General features: G+C 38.0%; 16 protein-coding genes. 9 read left to right on the plus strand and 7 right to left on the minus strand.

Translation table 11 applies throughout. The features are described from left to right. The first annotated feature begins 352 nt into the window (after positions 1-352). Both K6G87_RS18470 and K6G87_RS18475 read left to right on the plus strand, forming a co-directional pair. Complete coding sequence (locus K6G87_RS18470; protein WP_296840596.1) at positions 353-2,563, plus strand: glycosyl hydrolase 53 family protein; 2,211 nt, start codon at positions 353-355, stop codon at positions 2,561-2,563. Positions 2,564-2,852: 289 nt separating this feature from the next. Further along, complete coding sequence (locus K6G87_RS18475) at positions 2,853-4,853, plus strand: ATP-binding protein (protein ID WP_296840598.1); 2,001 nt, start codon at positions 2,853-2,855, stop codon at positions 4,851-4,853. 108 nt (positions 4,854-4,961) lie between these two features. Here K6G87_RS18475 and K6G87_RS18480 read toward each other — a convergent pair whose 3' ends face one another. Then, positions 4,962-5,981, minus strand: a complete 1,020-nt coding sequence (locus tag K6G87_RS18480) for a diguanylate cyclase domain-containing protein (protein WP_296840600.1) — start codon at positions 5,979-5,981, stop codon at positions 4,962-4,964. 234 nt (positions 5,982-6,215) lie between these two features. Between K6G87_RS18480 and K6G87_RS18485 the strand changes: the two genes are divergently transcribed. Further along, positions 6,216-6,590, plus strand: coding sequence for a hypothetical protein (locus K6G87_RS18485; protein WP_296840603.1), 375 nt, complete (start codon positions 6,216-6,218; stop codon positions 6,588-6,590). A 173-nt stretch (positions 6,591-6,763) separates the two neighbouring features. On the opposite strand, the gene K6G87_RS18490 is transcribed toward K6G87_RS18485, so the two are convergent. After that, entirely contained in the window at positions 6,764-8,005 is a 1,242-nt protein-coding gene (locus tag K6G87_RS18490) for a hypothetical protein (protein ID WP_296840605.1), read from the minus strand. Between the two features lie 225 nt (positions 8,006-8,230). Here K6G87_RS18490 and K6G87_RS18495 point away from each other — a divergent pair, with 225 nt between their 5' ends. Then, a complete protein-coding gene (locus K6G87_RS18495) occupies positions 8,231-9,265 on the plus strand; it encodes a glycosyltransferase family 2 protein (RefSeq protein WP_296840608.1) in 1,035 nt (344 codons plus the stop codon). 193 nt (positions 9,266-9,458) lie between these two features. Here the strand turns inward: K6G87_RS18495 and K6G87_RS18500 are convergent, their stop codons facing one another. From K6G87_RS18500 to K6G87_RS18515, 4 genes are all read right to left on the minus strand, one after another. Continuing rightward, entirely contained in the window at positions 9,459-9,923 is a 465-nt protein-coding gene (locus tag K6G87_RS18500) for a COG2426 family protein (protein WP_442863380.1), read from the minus strand. 127 nt (positions 9,924-10,050) lie between these two features. Next, a complete protein-coding gene (gene hisC / locus K6G87_RS18505) occupies positions 10,051-11,103 on the minus strand; it encodes a histidinol-phosphate transaminase (RefSeq protein WP_296840610.1) in 1,053 nt (350 codons plus the stop codon). Between the two features lie 57 nt (positions 11,104-11,160). Continuing rightward, a complete protein-coding gene (locus K6G87_RS18510) occupies positions 11,161-11,898 on the minus strand; it encodes a response regulator (protein ID WP_296840613.1) in 738 nt (245 codons plus the stop codon). A gap of 194 nt (positions 11,899-12,092) precedes the next feature. Further along, positions 12,093-13,103, minus strand: a complete 1,011-nt coding sequence (locus K6G87_RS18515) for a LacI family DNA-binding transcriptional regulator (protein WP_296840616.1) — start codon at positions 13,101-13,103, stop codon at positions 12,093-12,095. A gap of 427 nt (positions 13,104-13,530) precedes the next feature. Between K6G87_RS18515 and K6G87_RS18520 the strand changes: the two genes are divergently transcribed. The 5 genes from K6G87_RS18520 (at position 13,531) to K6G87_RS18540 (ending at position 19,937) form a co-directional block, all read left to right on the plus strand. Further along, entirely contained in the window at positions 13,531-14,523 is a 993-nt protein-coding gene (locus K6G87_RS18520) for a hypothetical protein (RefSeq protein ID WP_330669949.1), read from the plus strand. A 16-nt stretch (positions 14,524-14,539) separates the two neighbouring features. Then, positions 14,540-16,204, plus strand: a complete 1,665-nt coding sequence (locus K6G87_RS18525) for an alpha-amylase family glycosyl hydrolase (RefSeq protein WP_296840619.1) — start codon at positions 14,540-14,542, stop codon at positions 16,202-16,204. 189 nt (positions 16,205-16,393) lie between these two features. After that, positions 16,394-17,710, plus strand: a complete 1,317-nt coding sequence (locus K6G87_RS18530) for an ABC transporter substrate-binding protein (RefSeq protein ID WP_296840621.1) — start codon at positions 16,394-16,396, stop codon at positions 17,708-17,710. A gap of 305 nt (positions 17,711-18,015) precedes the next feature. Beyond that, on the plus strand, positions 18,016-19,068 hold the full coding sequence (locus K6G87_RS18535) for a carbohydrate ABC transporter permease (RefSeq protein ID WP_296840623.1): 1,053 nt from the start codon (positions 18,016-18,018) through the stop codon (positions 19,066-19,068). Next, positions 19,068-19,937 (plus strand): carbohydrate ABC transporter permease, encoded by an 870-nt coding sequence (locus tag K6G87_RS18540; RefSeq protein WP_296840626.1) that lies wholly within the window; start codon positions 19,068-19,070, stop codon positions 19,935-19,937. Before K6G87_RS18535 ends, K6G87_RS18540 begins: the two co-directional genes overlap by 1 nt. A 122-nt stretch (positions 19,938-20,059) precedes the next feature. Here K6G87_RS18540 and K6G87_RS18545 read toward each other — a convergent pair whose 3' ends face one another. Next, complete coding sequence (locus K6G87_RS18545; protein ID WP_296840629.1) at positions 20,060-20,575, minus strand: flavin reductase family protein; 516 nt, start codon at positions 20,573-20,575, stop codon at positions 20,060-20,062. Positions 20,576-20,720: the final 145 nt, after the last annotated feature.

Raw genomic sequence — 20,720 nt, forward strand, 5'->3', positions numbered from 1 at the left:
ATATTCCGGGGTCCGAAACTCGCTACGCTCGAACATGCGGACCCCAAGCAGAATATAAAACTCCATCTCTCAAGCTCTTGAATTTAATAAGATTTTTAAAGAACTCGAAAATTCTTTATTAACTGCCCAAGATATCAAATTCGCAAGAAATCATAGATTGTTTATTATGTGCGAAGTTTGAGTTATTAAGGGGGGTATGACAGGTTTGACCTAGCGCAAGCGTTGCGCACCGATTTGGTAGTTATTTTGGGCGCGAATCCATGAATATTGCTGTATCATAGATACATAGGCATAAGAAAATAATATATGGGAATAATTTTATAAAAAGCATAATTAAAAATAGGGGGTCTTAATGGTAAATAAACTTACAAAAAAATTAGCACTTACACTTGCTGTAACTCTGGCAGCTGCGCCTTTATCAGCCTGCCAAAGCGGTAACACTTCTGACTCTGTGGAGGGAGCATCTGATGTGGTAGCAAGTGAAGCATCTAATGAAGTATCAGCTGAAACATCTAATGAAGTATCAGCTGAAGCATCTGATTCATCTGCATCTGATACTGATTCCCAAAAAGATACTGATATGACAGAAGATTCTTCTAAGGAGGGGACAGTGGACGATTCACAGGCAGTAGAACTTAAAACTGTTGACAAAGATGGTAATTATTTTAAAGACAAAGAGGTTTATGTACAGAAGGTCGAGGGACTTTCTGATGATTTTATGAAAGGCGTAGACATATCTTCTTTTCTTTCAGAGTCAGAAAGCGGAGTAGTATTCAAAGATTTTGAAGGTAACGATATAGATGATCAGGGGTTTTTTGATCTACTGTCAGAAAGCGGGGTCAACTATGTAAGAATCCGCGTATGGAATGATCCTTACGATGAAGAAGGAAATGGATATGGCGGTGGTAACTGCGATATAGACAGAGCAGTAACAATGGGAGAGTATGCAACAAATGCAGGAATGAAGGTATATATAGACTTCCATTATTCTGATTTCTGGGCTGATCCCAATAAGCAGATGTCTCCTAAAGCCTGGGAGGGCATGAGTATATCAGACAGGGAAGAGGCACTGTACGAATATACTGTTGATAGTCTTGAAAAGCTTAAAGATGCAGGAGTTGATGTAGGGCTTGTTGCTGTTGGTAATGAGACAGATTCAGGAATGGCAGGTGTTACATCACAATCAGAAAAATGTACCCTTTATAGTGCAGGAAGTAAGGCAGTAAGAGAAGTATTTCCTGAAGCTTTAATAGCAGTTCATTATTCAAATCCCCAGCGTGATTATATGGAAATAGCCAAAATGCTGGATGATATGGATGTTGATTATGACGTATTTGCTACTTCTTATTATCCTTACTGGCACGGATCGCTTGAAAATCTTACTAACACTTTGAAGAATGTAGCTGAGAGCTATAACAAGAAAGTTATGGTAGCAGAGACATCATGGGCTTATACACTTGATGACGGAGACGGATCCGGCAATACAGTTTGTAAAGGAAGTAATGATGACGACAGCGAATATTCTATTTCCGTTCAGGGACAAAGCGAAGTTATAAGAAATGTAATTAAGGCTGTTTCTGATGTTGGAGAAGAAGGAATAGGTGTATTTTACTGGGAACCTGCATGGATTCCCGTAAATGTATATGCAGATACTACAGATAATGCAGCAGATACTTTAAAGACTAACAGCGCCTTATGGGAGCAATATGGCTCAGGATGGGCTTCAAGCTATGCATCAGTTTATGATCCTGATGATGCAGGACAGTATTATGGAGGAAGCTCATGGGACAATCAGGCTCTGTTTGATTTTGCAGGATATCCTCTTTCTTCTCTAAAGACTTTTGCCTATGTAGATACAGGTAATGATATTGAAAATATGGAACTTGAAAAAGCTATAAATCCTGAAGAGATAACAGTAAGTCTTGGTGAAGATATTGGAGAATATCTGCCTGAAACAGTTAAGGGCCAGTACACAGGAGGTGCAAGGCTTGATCTTCCTGTAGTATGGGACGACTATTCTCGTATTACCGAGTTTGGAGAATATAAGATATTTGGTACAGCAACAGATGTTATGTCGACTGATGGAGAGAATACGGCAAGGGTTATCATTGTGATAAATGTGCTTCCGGACAGTCTTCTTACGAACAGTGATTTCGAGACAGGTGATGAAACAGGCTGGCTGCTTGAAGGCAATGGACCATGGGTAGATTCTGAAGATGTTTACAGAGGTGAATATGGACTTCATTTCTGGTCATCGGGCAAAGTTGAATTTACTGCAACTCAGACTTATACTGCGCAGGAAGCAGGTAGTTATATTGCCTCTATGATGATCCAGGGAGGAGACGCTGGCGATGATCAGGAGATAACAATTACACTTACCAATAATACTAAAGGAACATCAGTAACTGCAGAAACAACTATAACAGGATGGCTTGAATGGACCAATCCTGTAACACAGGCACTTGAAGCAGATGAGGGCGACGAGCTTACAGTTACTATATATGTAAAGGGAGCAGAAGGTGCATGGGGCACAATTGATGATGCATACCTTTATATAGAATAACTCAAACTTCGCACATAAACAGGTGCGTTTATCCTTGAGATTTGATTAACTGCACAAGTTATCAAATTCCTAAGGATCTTAGATCGTTTATAATGTGCGAAGTTTGAGAAGAATAATAGTATTTGCCTAATAATAATCGTGATGATATATTTAACTCAGCGGGATAATTTCTACCGCTGAGTTATTTTCTTATATGCATTTTTTATATACAGATTTTCTTATACAATTTTTTTAGATACAGATTTTCTTATAATTTTTTTTCTTTTGTAAAATCTCTTAAGGAGGCTATATGGCGGGAGGCAGGATTCTACTTGATTATAATATTGATCTGGATATATCCGGTGCGCTTCTTCTGGCTTTTATATATTCCGTCATGAAGATTCGTTATTCTGAAACGCCAGAGAATCAGAAGTACATAAGATTTGTTGTATTTGCTTTTCTTACAGCAGTATTTGATATAATCAATGCCTTTTGTATAAGCAATGCACTGACCTTCCCTGTACTTTTTTGCAAGATCAATTACGTAATCTATTATATGTGCCAGATAATGATGGCATATTATATCTGTTCGTATATAGCAGGTCTTGTCGATCTTCGCACTGGCAATAAAGATTACAAGTCCAAGATGCTCCCTGTCAAAATAATGGTCATATTCTCTTTTTTTAGCATGATATTAAATGTTATATTTGGATTTTTTAACAACTTCGACCATCAAAACGGCTACACTCATGGCCCGTTTTTCTTTGTAATGTTTGCACTTCCTGTATGCATTACAATGTATTCATTAATACTTGTGATACTTGGAAATATAGTATTATCGCATCTTGAAATATATATCATGGTCTTCTTTTACACACTTGTAATAGGCGGCGTTCTCATAAGAACCTTTATCCTTGTTAACTATATGCTTGATGAATTTTTTGTTGCATTTGGCGCCCTTGGAGTATTGTTCCTTCTTGAAACGCCTGATTATCGTAAGCTTATGGAGACAATGAACAGTCTTGAAAAGGCAAGAAGAGAAGCTGAGAATGAAAAAAATATTTCGAACAAATACCGAATAGAAGCTGAAAAGCAGCGCGATCTGGCTCAAAGTGCAACTAAAGCTAAAGACAATTTTATCATCTCAATGAGCCATGAGATAAGAACTCCAATAAATGCTGTACTTGGAATGAATGAGATAATCATGAGAAATGAGACTGATCCTGAGCTTAAATCCTGCGCTGAATCAGCCATTATGTCAGGCAACACACTTCTTTCCCTTATAAATGATATATTAGACCTTTCAAGGATCGAGTCAGGTAAGATAGAACTTGTTAATGAAAAATATGATGTAGCATCACTTATACAGGACAGCTGCAATATAATCCATGACAGGGCAAGTAAAAAGAAGCTTAAATTCTATGTAGAAAGCGACAGAGATGTACCTTCAAGCCTTATAGGCGATATGGTAAGGGTAAGACAGGTTATCGTAAATATGCTTACAAATGCCGTGAAATATACGGATGAAGGCAGCGTGACCATGAAGGTTGAATGTAAGTGTGACGGTAATAAAGCAAATCTTATTGTAAAGGTTAAAGATACAGGAATTGGAATAAAACAAGAAGATATAGAGAAAGTATTTGAAAAGTTCGGCCGAGCAGAGATCAAAAGAAATTATAACGTAGAAGGAACAGGCCTTGGAATGCCGCTTAGCCGCGATATCTGTAATGCCATGGGAGGCAGCATAGAAGTTAAAAGTACATACGGCGAGGGATCAACATTTACAGCTGTATTTCCTCAAACGATTGCTGACTTTAGGCCCATAGGTAATATGAGCGTTGATAACAGAGGCAATGCAAGCGTCAAAGAAAGATATCACCTGTTTGAAGCACCTGAAGCAAGAATCCTGGTTGTAGATGATACAAAGGTAAATCTGAAGCTATTTAAAAAGCTCATAGAACCGTCAAAAGTAATGGTAGATTCTGCCATAAGCGGCCAGGAAGCTTTAAAACAGATAACCCTATATAAGTATGACATGATATTTATGGATCATCTTATGCCTGAAATGGATGGAATAGAGACCTTTAAGGCAATGGAGAAGCTACCGCAAAATTTAAATAAAGAGACTCCTGTTATCATGCTTACTGCAAATGCCATAACGGGTATGAGAGAAGAGTATCTTGGAATTGGCTTTAAAGATTACCTGCCCAAGCCGGTCAAAGGCGAAAAGCTTGAGCTTATGATAATGCAGTATCTTCCTAAAGAAAAGATGACTATCATAGATCATACTGAATCTGATTCAAAAAAGTGATCGTAGATCATGATACATTTGCCCAAAAAAGCGAAGCGTTTGCGAGTTTAACTAGAACATGATAAAGAAAAAGGTCCACCTTGCTTTATGCAGGTGGACCTTTAAGGGTTAAACATTAAGTTCTGATCTGTCGCTACAAAGATCTTCAATCTCATAGGAGAGGTCACTGTTTTTACTGAATTCCTTGATCCAGTTGTCAGTAACGCGGTTAGCAGCTATTTTGCCATTTTCAGTATTTGTTCCTGAAAGAAGGACAATATACTGATTTCTTCCATACTGGGCAGCTACATCACCTAGCCTAAGAGTTTTACCGATAAGACGACCAAGCTGCCTTTCAAGATCTATAACACTAAGACTTGTTGCAGGTTTTTTCAGGGATAATGTAAAAAGAACCAGCTGATAATCAGTACTAATTCTTCTTACATTCCTTGAAAGGAATCTGTAGAGATTCTTGAAGGAATCATAATCTACAAGATAAGCTCCTCTGTCAAGGTCGTTTTCATTGATCAGATTTTTAAGAACGGAAATATCGACTGCTCCACGATGCTTTGAAACCTCATGGATACTGTCAACACCATCTTCATATAAAAGGAATCCATGTTTGGAATGCTGCTTTACATAGTAAAGAGCCTTATCAGCATGATCCTTTAGAGTTCTAAGGTCGTTGCCATTTATACCCGAAATGGCAATTCCGATAGAAGCTGAGATTGTCTGACCGATCCTTTCGTCAACCATGTCACCGATAAGGTATTCAACCTTTTCTATGATGCGGCGACATCGTTCCGAAAGCTGATCAGGTTCCGTAAAGTTACGGTAAAATATTACAAATTCATCTCCTCCGAGCCTCATCAGAATATCTTCGTTTCTGATAAAACTCTTTAAAATCTCAGCAAAACGTATGAGAATACGATCGCCCATAGCATGACCATAGGTATCGTTAACGCTTTTGAAATGATCTATATCGATCATAAGTAGAGCACCTGACGGATCATCACTGTTTAAAATATCAATGATCCGCTGTTCCCCGCTTGCTCTGTTACTTAAACCCGTTAACGGATCGATGTAAGAATACATTGCCAGGTCCTGATTTAGTAGCTCTTTATCAGGAGGTCTGTTGTTTTTTCTCATGCGAATTCTCCTATCGTATGTCATCTGATAACTCAGATGGCATACAAGTCGAAAATATAATAAAACCCCTATATATGTATCATAAATTAGTGCTTTTTATATTTCTATATACTTTGTTTGAAAAAGCGTTTAACGGTAATGAAAAAAATGAATATTATTCAGATAATGCTTTATAATTAATCTATAAGAATTATTGTGTCTTATTATGTGAAAAAATATTAGGGGGGAGATACTATGGATGCGAATAAGGTTATATCAGAAATAAAAGATATAAAAGGAACGGATGTAGAAACCGGCCTTGAATACTGTGCATCAGATGAACAGATCTATGTGGAAACTGTTCAGGATTTTCTTGAAGATGATAAGGGAAGCGCAGTAGAAGATGCATTTATCAAGAATGATATAAATCTATATCATATAAATGCCCATGCTCTTAAAAATCTTTGCTATACAATAGGTATCAATTTCCTTGGAGATAAGGCCAAAGAGCTTGATGACGCAGCCAAGGTCAAGGATTTTGAATATATAAAAGCTCACCATGAAGAGCTTATGGTCATGTATAGAGATACCACAGGACGTCTTAAAGATATTCTGTTAAAAGAGGCATAAAGCACCTGACTAACATAATATAGGCCTGTTTAATACAGCTTCTGACTAATATAATATAGGCCTGCTTAATACAGCTTCTGACTAATATAATATAGGTCTGCTTAACACAGCACATGTCTAACATATCAAATGTTTAATTTGATTCACCATTTTGGAGCGATGGTCTGATGTATCTAGTATATAGATGCTGATGATGTTATCGCTCCATTTTCATCTGTAGTAAAACTCCAGATTGCATGATCAGTAAGCCTGTGCTCTGTAAGATACCAGGTTCCTTCAGCAATTCCCATATAATAAGGAGTTCCTCCGCCTTCAAAGAAGGTATCATATACAGTTTCATAATTGCCGGTAGAAATATCATCAATAGAAGAAGCACAGATCATAGTAGCAGCATCCTGACTTCCGTAAAGGTCAGTTGATACAGTTATGTAGAAAAGACTGCCAATATGCTCAAGCTGAACCATACCAGCTATCTGGCTTGGAACATCCCAGCTATCTTTTCTCGTAAAAGTTTTAAGATCATATTTAAGTATCTGCGGGCTAAAGGTGCTTGAGCCATCTGCGGGAAGACCTGATACAAAATAAAGATCATCACCATCTATTGTGAAAGAACGGACATAGGTATCTGCAAGTCTTTCTATAGTTACCACATTAGTAAGATACATTCGTGTATCATCTTCCTTGTGTCTGAATATATACATCTCTCCTGAGTATGAGCTCCAGCAGTAGAAGGCATCGGTGATTTCATTGTAGACAATATAGTGAGGCTTATTACCAATTTCATCAAAAGTCTGCGTAAGAGCATACCCGTCATCAGTCTTTTCAAAAACAAGAACACGGTTATTTTCAGTATCATCAGCAAGCATTACAGATCCATCAGATACAATGGTATGTCCAAGAGAGTATCCGCTTGTGGCATTATCAGTAAGGACAGACCAGCTGGTCAGAGGATCTGAAAGATTATCATGATAAATTATCTGCGAATGATAGCAGTCTACTATAAAATAGTTACCATCAATATAAGTAATATCTGTGGGAACAGATAAAGAAGGATAAACATTTAAAGTACCTGTTAATGGATTATTATCAGTAAGAACAGATTCTCTTATATAATCTGTTGCATCAAACTTAGTATCTGGAAGGATCTGACCACTTGATACAGCACCGTTATTTAAAACTGTAGTATTATCAGAAGTAGCTGAGTTCTCTGAACCTGCATTATCCAAGGAATCTGTACCAGCTTCATAAGATGCATTAGAAGATGCACTTGCAGAGATATCCATATCAGAATCAGAAGACTTGCCCTTGCCTGCACATCCTGAAAGGGTAATAGTTACAGCAAGTACAGCCGATAATAGTCTTGAAGCTTTATTAAAATATTGATGTATAATATTTTTATATAAATGATATATCATCTAAATCCTCCTGACAGAGTATATATCCAAAAACAATCTTACTTATTATACAACGGTAATGCCTTATAAATACAGCCATAATATTACATCCTTTAGGACATAAAGCGGGAAAGCGAGAATACTCGGTAATTCAATTAACGGGTAGTTCACGAAAGAGCCTGATACTTTGAAACACAGCTGCCAATAAATCCAGAAGCTTATCAGCTTACAAGATGAGGATAAAAAATGATCACATTTAGTTTGTGCATGATTGTCAGAAACGAAGAGAAGAATCTAAAAAGATGCCTTGACTGCCTCAAAGATTTAATGGATGAGATGATAATTGTTGATACAGGATCTACAGATTCTACCAAAGAGATTGCAGTATCATATGGGGCCAAAGTTTATGACTTTAAATGGATAGATGATTTTGCCGCCGCAAGAAATTTTGCTTTCTCAAAAGCAGGCTGTGATTATATATACAGCGCAGATGCGGATGAAGCCATAGATGATGCAAATATCCTTGAATTTAAAAAGCTAAAAAAGGTATTAGGAGAAGACACTACTGATACTCCCATAGACATTGTGCAGATGTATTACTGCGGTCAGACCAAGGGCAAAGAAAAGAGCGTTTACAATTTTGACAAAGAATTAAGACCCAAGCTTTTCAAACGCATAAGACATTTTGTTTGGGAAAATCCCATTCATGAACAGATAAGAACTGAGCCTTTAATATATGATTCTGACATAGAGATACAGCATATGCAGTCAGAAAGCCATGCATCCAGAGATCTTTCTATATTTAGAAAAGCAATTGATAATGGATATACCATTTCATCAAAGCTTCTTGATTTCTATGCAAGAGAGCTTTATATGGCTGGCACTTCTGATGACCTTACTAAAGCCAGAGAATTTATGGCAGCAGTAACTGACAGCGAAATGGCAAGTGTCGAAGATATAAGAAAAGCGAGCATAATCCTTGCAAGATATGCAAGACTTAAAGGTGATATCAAGACTCTTTTAAAGTATGCACTTAAAGAGGTATCTTCAGGATGCGCAAGTGAGATGTGCTGCGAACTTGGTGACTATTATATGGATAATGATGATCCCTTAGAAGCAAGTCTTTGGTACTATAATGCAGCATTTGAGCAAAAGCCAATGCTTGATATACATACGGGAGCTGACAGGCCCCTTATAGCACTGTCTAAATGCTATGAAAAGCTTGGAAATAAAGAGCTTTCAGATAACTATCTAAAGATGGCCAAAGAAACCAAAATATAATCCTGCTTATATAATACATAAGATACCCCGCTACTTTTAGACAGTGGTGATAATAGATATTTAAAGATCATAATTAAAATACCCTCATTCTTTGACAGGAATGAGGGTATATCTTTTTTGAGAAAAAAGTTTTTATAACGAGCAAAAAGCGAAGCGTTTGCGAGTTTAACTATCTTTGAAAGATAATCACAAATTAGAATCCTAAAATTGCTCCAAGTCCAAGGAAGCTTACTGCGCTCATGATAATACCTGCAAGAAGTACTCCGAGGATTACAGCTGCAACGCTTGATTTAAAGTCCATATCAAGAATACTTGCAGCAAGTGTTCCTGTCCATGCACCTGTTCCTGGAATCGGGATTCCTACGAAGAGAAGAAGTGCTACAAAAAGACCTTTTCCAGCGGTTGCCTTTAACTTTTCGCCACCCTTATGTCCCTTTTCAAGACAGAAGGTGAAGAACTTTCCTATTACCGGCTTGTCAGATCCCCATTCAAGAACTCTTCTTGCAAAGAAGTAAATAAGAGGAACCGGTATCATGTTTCCAATAATGATGATCACATAAGCAAGTGGCATATTGAAAGACTGCCCTGCAGATTCAAATATCTGGCTGAAGATAGCAGCGATCGGAACCGCTCCTCTAAGCTCAATAAGAGGAAGCATTGATACTACGAAAATTACCAGGTATACCTGCCACATTGGGGCATCCCTGAACATGTCTACTATTGCGTTACCCATTAAAATCTAAATCTCCTGAATATTTTAGTCATACTTTTTAGTATGCCGTGCATCATTTAAGATAATCCTTTAAAAATGCTATAAGCTTATCCATCTGCTCGTCTGTTCCTATCGAGATTCTAAGATAATCTTCGATTCTTGGCGCATTCCAGTGACGAACATAAATGCCGGCAGCTTTAAGCGCGCAGAAAAGCGACTGACCTGAAACATTCTCATGCTTTGCAAAAATAAAGTTGGCCTGAGAATCAGGGAATGAAAATCCAAGTGCCTTAAGCTCGCATTTAACCCTTCTTCTGGTCTCCATGATCTTATGACAGGTCATTTTAAAGTATTCATCATCTTTAACTGATGCTGTGCCAAGCTCAAGTGAAGGCATGTTCATAGTATATGAGTTAAATGAAAACTTGGCATCATTTAGGTATTTTATCAGCTTTTTGGACCCAAATGCAAATCCTATTCTCATACCAGCCATAGCTCTGGATTTGGAGAAGGTCTGAACTACCAAAAGGTTGTCATATTTGTCTATTAAAGGAAGAACACTTTTTCCTCCAAAATCGATATAAGCTTCATCGATAATAACGACTACATCCTGATTATGTTTTATGATATCCTCTATCATTTCTGTATCTTCAAGGACACCTGTAGGAGCATTTGGATTTGGGAAAATAACTCCGCCGTTTTCTTCAAAATAGTCTTCTTTAACTATACGGAAGTTGTCATCAAGCTTGCATCTTTTGTATGGAATATGATAAAGATCAGCCCATACATCATAAAAAGAGTAGGTTATGTCCGGGAATAAAACAGGCTTATCTGAATTAAAGAATGTTAGAAAAGCCATTGAAAGGACATCATCTGATCCGACTCCTACAAAGATCTGATCTGACGGAACCTTGTAATGATCACTAAGGGCATCTATAAGCTTGGATGCACCAGGATCCGGATACAGACGGAAATTCTCATATTTCATTGTACCAAGAAGCTTTTCAACTTCAGGTGCCGGTGGATACGGACACTCATTGGTATTGAGCTTTACTATATTATCGGTTTTGGGCTGTTCACCCGGCGTATAAGGAACGACCTTACGGACGTTGTTTTCCCATGACATAAAAGTACTCCCTTCTTGACATCTATTAGTAGTGGATGGCTTTAAATTTAAGATTTACTAGTTAAAATGATTGGCTCTGTACAATTCATATGCGTCCAGGACCTTCTCTTTTAGCTTTGGACTTATACGAAGTTCTGATCCTCCGCGCATGGTTATAACATTACCATTTATATAATTAACCCTAAATAGAGCAACTATCTCGAACCTTGATACCTGTACAAATTCAGTAGAAGGAAGCTTCTCCTGAATAGAAGACAGTGACATATAAGTAGAAACATCGCCTTTCATTGTATGAATGACGATCTTTCGCCCCTGCGTTTCAATGAAAATAATATCATTAACAAAAATACGAATAGAAATACGTTCACTGTTTACAGTTATTGAACGGGAAAAATTGATACGCTGAACAGCTTTGTCCATGACATGGACAAGGCTCTCGTATTTTACAGGTTTTTTAAGGTAAGAAAGAGCTTCGACTTCGAATGCTTCTGCAGCAAAAGAATCACTTCCTGTCATGAAGATTATCTGAGAAGTCTTGGAGATCTTTCGAAGCATACGAGCCGCATCTATGCCGTTTTGAATAGGCATGAGTATATCAAGAAGGATGATATCCGGCTTCTTGGACTTAAGGTACTCGGAATAATCATCCTGGCTAGTAATATCTGTTATGTTGTAATTAAAATCACGTTCGTCGAGATACTTGGTGATAAGCTTATGATGAAGATTTAAGTCTGTCATATCATCATCATAGATCATTATCTCAAGGGCGGATTTATTATCTTCGGTTGAATTCATAAATGTTATACCTGATTATCTTGAAAGCCTCATTTTGTCGTAAATTTTAGCATATTAAAGTGACAGATTCAAGATTAGCTTAAAAGAACCAACCATAGTGTCAATATTAAAAAAGTTGCAGTAAGGCAATCTTGTTCTATACCGTGCTGCAACTATGTTTAAAAAAATAATTCTGTTACCCGTACTTTTCCAAGTTACAATGTAGTTCCGCCCTCAACGAAGCATACAGGAAGATCTGTAACACTTGTAACTTCCTGGCCGTTGATCATCTTAAGGAGCATTTTAACGCCTGTCTGGGCTATTTTATCTATAGGCTGTCTTATAGATGATACTATGGGTTCGCCTGTTATAAAGTCAGGCATACCGTCAAAACCTATAACCTGAACATCATGCGGGACATTAAGGCCCATTTTCTGAAGCTCATCAGATATAAGATGGGCCAGATGATCAGATGAAGCGAAGATACCATCATATATAAACTTTTTATCTGTATCAGAAGGAGACAGATAACTGTGTATCAGCTTTCTGTACGACTTGGAAGGGTACATGAAGCCTGTATCTGCCATATTATAATCCATAAAGCTAAGTACATTATGCTCTACACCAACTTCAGAACAGAATCTGTTAAAACCTGCTATACGCTTAGTGGGTTCACTTTCGTAGTCGGTACCGGCCCAGAAACACAGGATATTTCTGCATCCTTTTTCATAGAGGGTTTTAGCTGCAAGATATCCTCCTGCTTCATTGTCACAGGATATGCAAGGTATGGTGCCACCAAAATGTCTGTCGAAAGCGACCATTGGAATATTGAGCTTTGACGGATCTGCAATCTTAGAATAGGTAACACCAAAAATGCCATCAACACGTGAAGTTGCAGCCATTGATATATATGAATCTATCTTGTCGGAATCATTTCTTGAAATGCAGATGAGCATGCGCTTGCCGCGTTTATTGAGCTCTTTTTCTATAGTATCTATCATAGGCGGAAATAATGCATTCTGAAGTGTTGGAACTATTACCAGAATATCATTGGTATTCTGGGCCTTGAGTCCATGTGCATTAGGGTTTAGCTGGTAGTGAAGCTTCTTGATAGAGGCTTCAACCTTTGCTTTGTATTCATCACTTACATGGATCCCGTTTATAACCTTGGAAACTGTGCCTAAAGATACACCGGCATCTTTGGCAACATCTTTAATCGTAGCCATAAATATCCTCATGTTGCGAGCAGAATCTGTTTAACATATAGGAAACTTTTGTAATCACTGTCATAAACACGGTTTGCAAAGCTCGCGGTACAAACCTTTAAGTGAATAATACACTTTTGCAATCTAATATACAATAAAAAGTGCTTAAATACGCCATCTGAAACGTTTTAACATCTCGTATAAATAATAGCATCGGGAACTTGACCAAACAATCTGACAATAATGACAAAAAATGAAGAGATTTTTGTTCAATATTACCGCTTTACTTTGTAAATACATTTTGATATTGTTGAAATGTGCTAAGGGGGATTCGAAAGAGAAACGAATCAGGGCACTGTTTTTTTAGAGAAGAAAATGAAACGTTTCACATTAAGGGGTAAATGCACTGATTATACCAGTAAAATAATGCAGTGACGTGAAAGGAATCATGAAAATGAATGAAACTTATAACAAAGTAACTAAAGAATCCGGATATGGTAAAAAGGTTCTTGAACTTCTTCCATGGAACAAGGTTACAGTTCCTGATGACAAGAACATTCCGCATGGTGATATGCCGGGTGACAAGATTGAAATTGAAGATGGTCATATTAAGAAGGCAGAGATTATTTTTCCGGAACTTGTAAAGATGGTTTCTGAAGCAGCAGACTCTAATGAATACGGAAGATGTGTCATAGCTGTCTGCGGAGGTTCAGGTGTAGGCAAGTCTGAAATCGCTTCTTTGTTGAGTTTCTATTTTAACGCTGCAGGGATTGGAAGCTATACACTTTCAGGTGATAACTATCCTCACAGAATTCCTAAATATAACGATGCAGAGCGTCTTCGTATATTCAGAGAAGCCGGAATCAGAGGAATGGCTACAGACGGCTCAATGAATCCTGAGAATTTTGCAATTGTGCAGAAATGGCAGCAGGAAGAAGACGATGCAAATGAAGAACATGTAAATGAGTATCCATGGTTCGGGTCATATATAGATGCGGGAAGAAAAGCTCTTTCTGAATATCTTGGAACACCTAATGAGACTGACTATGATGAAGTAAGCGCTATAATCAAAGCTTTTAAGGATGGCGCAGATACACTTACACTTCGCCGCATGGGAAGAGATGAGAGCGCTCTTTGGTATGAGAACGTAGACTTTTCTGACAAGAAGATTCTTATCATCGAATGGACTCATGGTAACAGCGATTACATAAAGGGAGTAGATGTCCCTGTTCTTCTTAACAGTACACCTGCAGAAACACTTGCTCACAGAAGATCACGTGCAAGAGATGGTAAGGTTGACAGCGCATTTACAACACTTGTTCTTAATATAGAGCAGAGAGAACTTCACTCACAGGCACATAAAGCAAAGATTATCATTTCCAAGGATGCTGAACTGATCACATTTAAGCAGTATTCGGAACTTATGGACAGCCAGTTTTAATAAAGTGAGGTTATATATGAATAAAAAATATACAGATAACGGACCAATGCTAAATGCTTATCCTGATAGCATAGGCGGAACTCTTGGTGATATAGTTTCATTCCTTGAAAAGCCTGAGCTTAAGGATGTATTCCAGTCTTTTTACATACTTCCAAGTATCTTTAATACAGATCTTGATAGAGGCTTTTCAGTAATAGACTACAGCATCAATGAAGAACTTGGTTCTAAAGAGGATATAGAAAGGATCAAAAAGCTTGGAGTTGACCTTAAGCTTGATTTTATCCTTAATCATGCTTCAGTTCTTTCACCACAGTTTCAGGATCTTTTGAAAAATGGTGAGAAGTCCAGGTATGCAGATTTCTTCATTAACTGGAACAAGTTCTGGGATGGCTGCGGAGAGATGACCAAGGATGGATACGTTCAGCCAAGAGAAGACCTTATCAAGGATATGTTCTTTAGAAAACCGGGACTTCCGATCCTTATGGTAAGGATGCCAGATGGAAGAGATGTTCCTTACTGGAATACTTTCTATCAGGAAGTTAAGTATCCGAGATTTGATGCAATCGATCTTCTTTCCAAGATGAATATGCAGTATCTCACTGCAGAAAAGCTTGCAGAGCGCATCAATAGTGAACTTGATGACGGAGTAAAGCCATCTGATATTAACTTTGAAGGTTTTGAAAAGTACAAAGATGCAGCAATAGACCTTCTTGAGTCCAATCGTAAATATCTTGGACAGATGGATCTTAATATAAAGTCTGACCTTGTATGGGAACATTATGACAATACATTAAGAGCTCTTTCAGAGTATGGAGCTAAGATTGTCCGTCTTGATGCATTCGCTTATGCCCCTAAGGAGCCTGGCAAGAAGAACTTCCTTAATGAGCCTGATACATGGGATGTCCTTTCTAAAGTCAGAAAGCTTGCAGATAAATACGGAGTTACACTTCTTCCTGAGATACATGCAAGCTACGGTGAGAAGACATATAAGCAGGTAGCTGATATGGGCTATATGACTTACGACTTCTTCCTTCCGGGATTATTAATAGATGCTATTGAGAAAAAAGATGCTAAAACCCTCATGAAATGGGCAGATGAGCTCTACACAGACAAGATCCGTACAGTTAACATGCTCGGATGTCATGACGGAATTCCGCTTCTTGATCTTAAGGGTATTCTTACAGACGAAGAGATACAGAATCTTATCGATACAGTAGTTGGAAGAGGCGGCCTTGTTAAGGATCTCCATGGCAAGAAGAACATGTATTATCAGGTCAACGCAACTTATTACAGTGCGCTTGGCGAAGATGACAAGAAGATGCTTATGGCAAGAGCTATTCAGATGTTCATGCCGGGTAAGCCTCAGGTATGGTACCTTGATCTGTTTGCAGGCAAGAACGATATCGAAGCAGTAAAACGTTCTGGTGCAGGCGGACACAAGGAGATCAACAGAACCAACATATCTCCTGATGAAATAGTTAACAGACTTAAGCAACCAGTTGTTGCTCAACAGCTTGACCTTCTCAGACTTCGTAATACATTTCCTGCATTTGGATTTGATGCAAAGTTTGCTTATAAGTGTAACGATTCATTACTCGAGATCAGCTGGGAAAATGAGGGACATACAGCAATACTTAAAGCTGATCTTGATAAGATGGAATATGAAATTATAACGAAATAACAATAAAAAACACACAATGCGACAATAATAAAATTTTAGGGTAGTGATATTGTCGAAAATTATGCGAAAATTCGCTAAAAACTTGTATATATTTCTAAGTATGGTAGTATAGTTATATAAACTAGCATAAAAACATGATAATGAAACGTTATCATTCGTGATTATGCCAAATATAAAGGAGGATTTCTTATGAAAAGAAAGTTACTTGCAACCCTGCTCGTAGGCACATTGGCAGTTTCCATGACAGCCTGCAGCTCATCTGACTCAAATGGAGATAGCAATCAGACTGATACCCAGCAGACTGAGGGCGAATCAACTGACACATCTGCATCAGGATCTTATGATGCTATCCGTCTTGTAAACGGAAAACCTGAGGTTGATACTCAGCTCCAGGCACTTGCAGCAAAATATAAAGAAGAGACAGGCAATGAGATCACTATCGAGTCAATCGGTGGAGATACATCTGCAGCTGATGCTCTTAAGGGTTACTACCAGGCTGGTAACATGCCTGACATCTTCGTAGCTGAGACCAATCAGATCGGAGATTATGAACTTGCTGATCTTTCAGGAGAAGCATGGTGCGACAATACTCAGTATGAGTATGTAGATGATGAAATGGGAACAGTTGGATTCCCTTACATGGTTGAGGCAACAGCTATTGCTTATAATGCTGATGTTCTTGAAGCTGCCGGAGTAGATCCTGCATCTCTTACAAGCCCTTCAGCTTATGAAGAAGCATTTGCAACAATCGACAGCAAGAAGGATGAACTTGGTCTTACAGCTGTAATCGGTTATTGCGCAGAGCCTAATAACCTTGGATGGTCAACAGGTACACATATCTTCGCTCAGTACCTTGATTCAGGTCTTGCAGCAGATGATACAACATACATCGACCTTCTTAATGATGGCGGTCAGATTGATGAAGCTCGTATGACAAGCTTTGCTAAGTTCATCGGACTTTTCAATCAGTATTCAGATCCTGCACTTCTTGTAGACGGAACATATGATAACCAGGTTGGTAACTTCGCAGCTGGTAAGTATGCATTCGTAACACAGGGTTCATGGATTGGTGCTTCTCTTACAGCTAACGAGAACTACTCAGGATTTGCAGTAGGTTTCGCTCCTTATGCATTCGAAGATGGCATGGATACAATCATTGCTGGTCCCTCATCATACTGGACAGTATATAAGGATGGTAATGTAGAGGCAGCTAAGGCATTCCTTCAGTGGTGCTCAGAAGATTCAGCTCAGAACATTCTTGTAAATGATGCTGGTTTCATCAGCCCATTTGATAACTGCCAGTATGAGCCTTCAGATCCATTTGCAGCTTCTGTTATTTCTTACATGCAGGCTGGCAAGACTTCAGGATGGCATACATTCCTTAAGAAGTCAGGTCTTGAGAACCGTACATGTCAGGTATTTGCTGACTATGCTAAGGGAACACTCGATGAGAGCGGATTCGTTACAACAATCGGTCAGGTTATCGTAGATTTCTATAGCGAATAAATAAGTTACAAGATATCACTTGTATTAAATGGGCGGCGGCCTGATCCGCCGTCCCATTTTTAAGCTGATTATGGTATTAGCTGTTTTAAAATAATCAGACTCAATTCTTTGGAATCTTAATAGGAAAAGATTATATTTTGGGAATATTTACGGGGGGTTGTTTTACGCCAATCGTTTTGGGCCTTATTACATAATAAAGGTAACTAAAACATATTATTTGATAACTTACGATAATAATTTTTTATTAGGTAATAAAGCGTAAAACGATGATCATTAACACCATTGAATCAAGGAGGTAAAAAAGTATGAATATACTATCACCTGTGAGAAGGATTACATCGTATGCTTGTCTCCTGGCAGGAATCGTTATGTTTGTGGCAGCACTTTTTATGGATTTTGCCGGCATAGACAATGATAACAGGGGACCATTTCTTGTTGTAGGTGCAATTCTTATCATCGCCGGTTTATATTTTTTCCCGACACTCAAACATCATAGAACAATAATCAATATACTGTTTTTGTTCCCGCTCCTTTTTACATTTGCGGTAACAGTTATCATTCCTCTTGTCCTTGGTATCTATTATTCATTTACTGACTGGACAGGAATAAAGATGACAGAATTTGTAGGCTTTGCTAACTATATTAAAATGTTCAAGCAGCCTGCGTTCATCTGGTCGATCATCCTGACCTTCCTTTTTGTAGTATTTAATATGATCCTTGTAAATCTGGTTGGTTTTATGCTTGCACTTTTGTGTACCACAAAGATCAAGGGACTTGGCTTTTTCAGAGCTGCATATTTCCTGCCTAACCTTATAGGTGGTATTGTACTTGGTTATATATGGCAGTTCGTATTTGCAAATGTTGTTACAAATCTTCTGAATCAGCAGTATTCATGGCTTGCTAATACCAATACAGCATTTATGGCTATCATAATAGTATATATCTGGCAGTATGCAGGTTATATCATGCTCATCTACATCACAGGTCTTACTACAGTACCAAGAGATGTACTTGAAGCATCTGCTATTGATGGAGCTAATGCATGGCAGACTCTTTTCAATATAAAGATTCCTATGATAGCTTCTACTATTACAATCTGTACCTTCCTTACACTTACATCTGCATTTAAGCAGTTTGATGTTAACCTTGCATTAACAGGTGGAACAGGTTCTATAGACTTCATGGGCAAGTATCTTACAAATGGATCAGAAATGATCGCCCTTAACATTTATACAACTGCTTTCAAGGATGACAATTATGCACTTGGACAGGCTAAGGCCGTACTGTTCTTTATCATACTTGCGACAGTATCCATAATCCAGGTAAGAATATCAAATAAGAAGGAGGTAGAAATGTAATGAATAGAGAGCCTAAGAAATCAGTACTTTTAATTGAATTCATTATAGCTGTTTTAGTTGCAGCATATGTATTATTTCCCTTCTTTATTGTAGTTATAAATTCGTTTAAGTATAATACAGCAATTGCAGAAGATCCTATTGGCTTTAATGGAGCTTCATTTAAACAGTTTCTGTCAAACCTTGATGGTGTAGTTAATAATGATCATTTCAAGTTCTGGAACGCATTTGGTACATCTGCAGTTATAACAATAATCTCACTTGTACTTCTCGCTTTGTTTGGCGGTATGGCTGCATGGGTTATCTGTCGTAACAACAAAAAGGCATGGGCTAATGTTATATATTTCATATTCATAGCTTCCATGATCATTCCTTTCCAGGTTGTTATGCTTCCTCTTATATCAACCTTCCGTGATGTAGGAAAGTTTATTGATATTAAACTTTTATACTCACTTCCTGGAATAATCTTTGCATATTGCGGATTTGGCGGAGCCATGACTGTATTTATCTTAAATGGTTTTATCAAGGGTATTCCTTTCGAACTTGAAGAGGCAGCTTATATTGACGGATGTCTTCCTGAGCAGGTTTTCTTTAAGATCGTATTCCCAATGCTTAAGCCTGTTATTACAACAGTAACTATCCTTAACGGTATGTGGATATGGAACGATTTCCTTCTTCCATCACTCATGCTTGGACTTAATGGTGATGTAAAGACACTTCCTGTAGCCGTACAGGCATTTGTAGGATCTTATGTAAAAGACTGGAGTATGATCCTTACAGCAGCACTTCTTGCTATCATTCCTATGGTCATAGTATTCCTTATCGGTCAGAAGCAGATCGTACAGGGTATGGTTGATGGCGCTATTAAGTAAAACAGCTTTCCAAAGAGTGATTATTGAGATATGAAATAGTCTCCATAATAGCTTCCCTATATATCTTCCTAAATTATTAAGAGGCGCCTGCATTGCAGACGCCTCTTTGCGCGATATAGCTTTTATCTTATCATTATCTTCTCTATTTCGCCTATGAACATGATATGGTAGCCGCCCTTTTGATAATGTTCATCAAGGATGGATTTATCATTATAAGATTCAGGTTCAAGCTTTTGCGTAACAAGTTTTCGGCATATAATAACATTTGAAGCTTCATCTATAAATGGAGCCTGAGTATCTTCGTCGTGGTTTATGGTAAGGCGTGCGCCCTTGATCTTATCCTCGTCTCTTCCGGAGACCATGCCCATAAATTTAAGTTCACGTTTAAATTCTACAAGATCTAAAAAACTTAAAGAAAAATATTCGGATGACTCAAGGAGCTCTCTGGTATATCTTTCTTCGCGAAGATATATGGTGATAACATGCTTGTCCCACAGAAAACCTACGCTGGCCCAACTGGCGGTAGTAGCATTGACTTTATCTTTTGAACCTGAGGAGATAAGCATTTTGTGATCTGGTGAGAAAGTGAAGGGACCTTCCATAACATCATTTATACTGATCGGTTGGAATACATGCATAAAAGTCTCCTTTCAGACGGGATATTGTTAATACTATCATAGCACACAGGATGCAAATATAGTACATGCTAGTTATTATTAATCTTTTTTATGTCGATAAAATATATGAGCTTTTCTGATAATCAGAAAAACATAAATGCATTTA

This window comes from Butyrivibrio sp., from assembly GCF_024699075.1.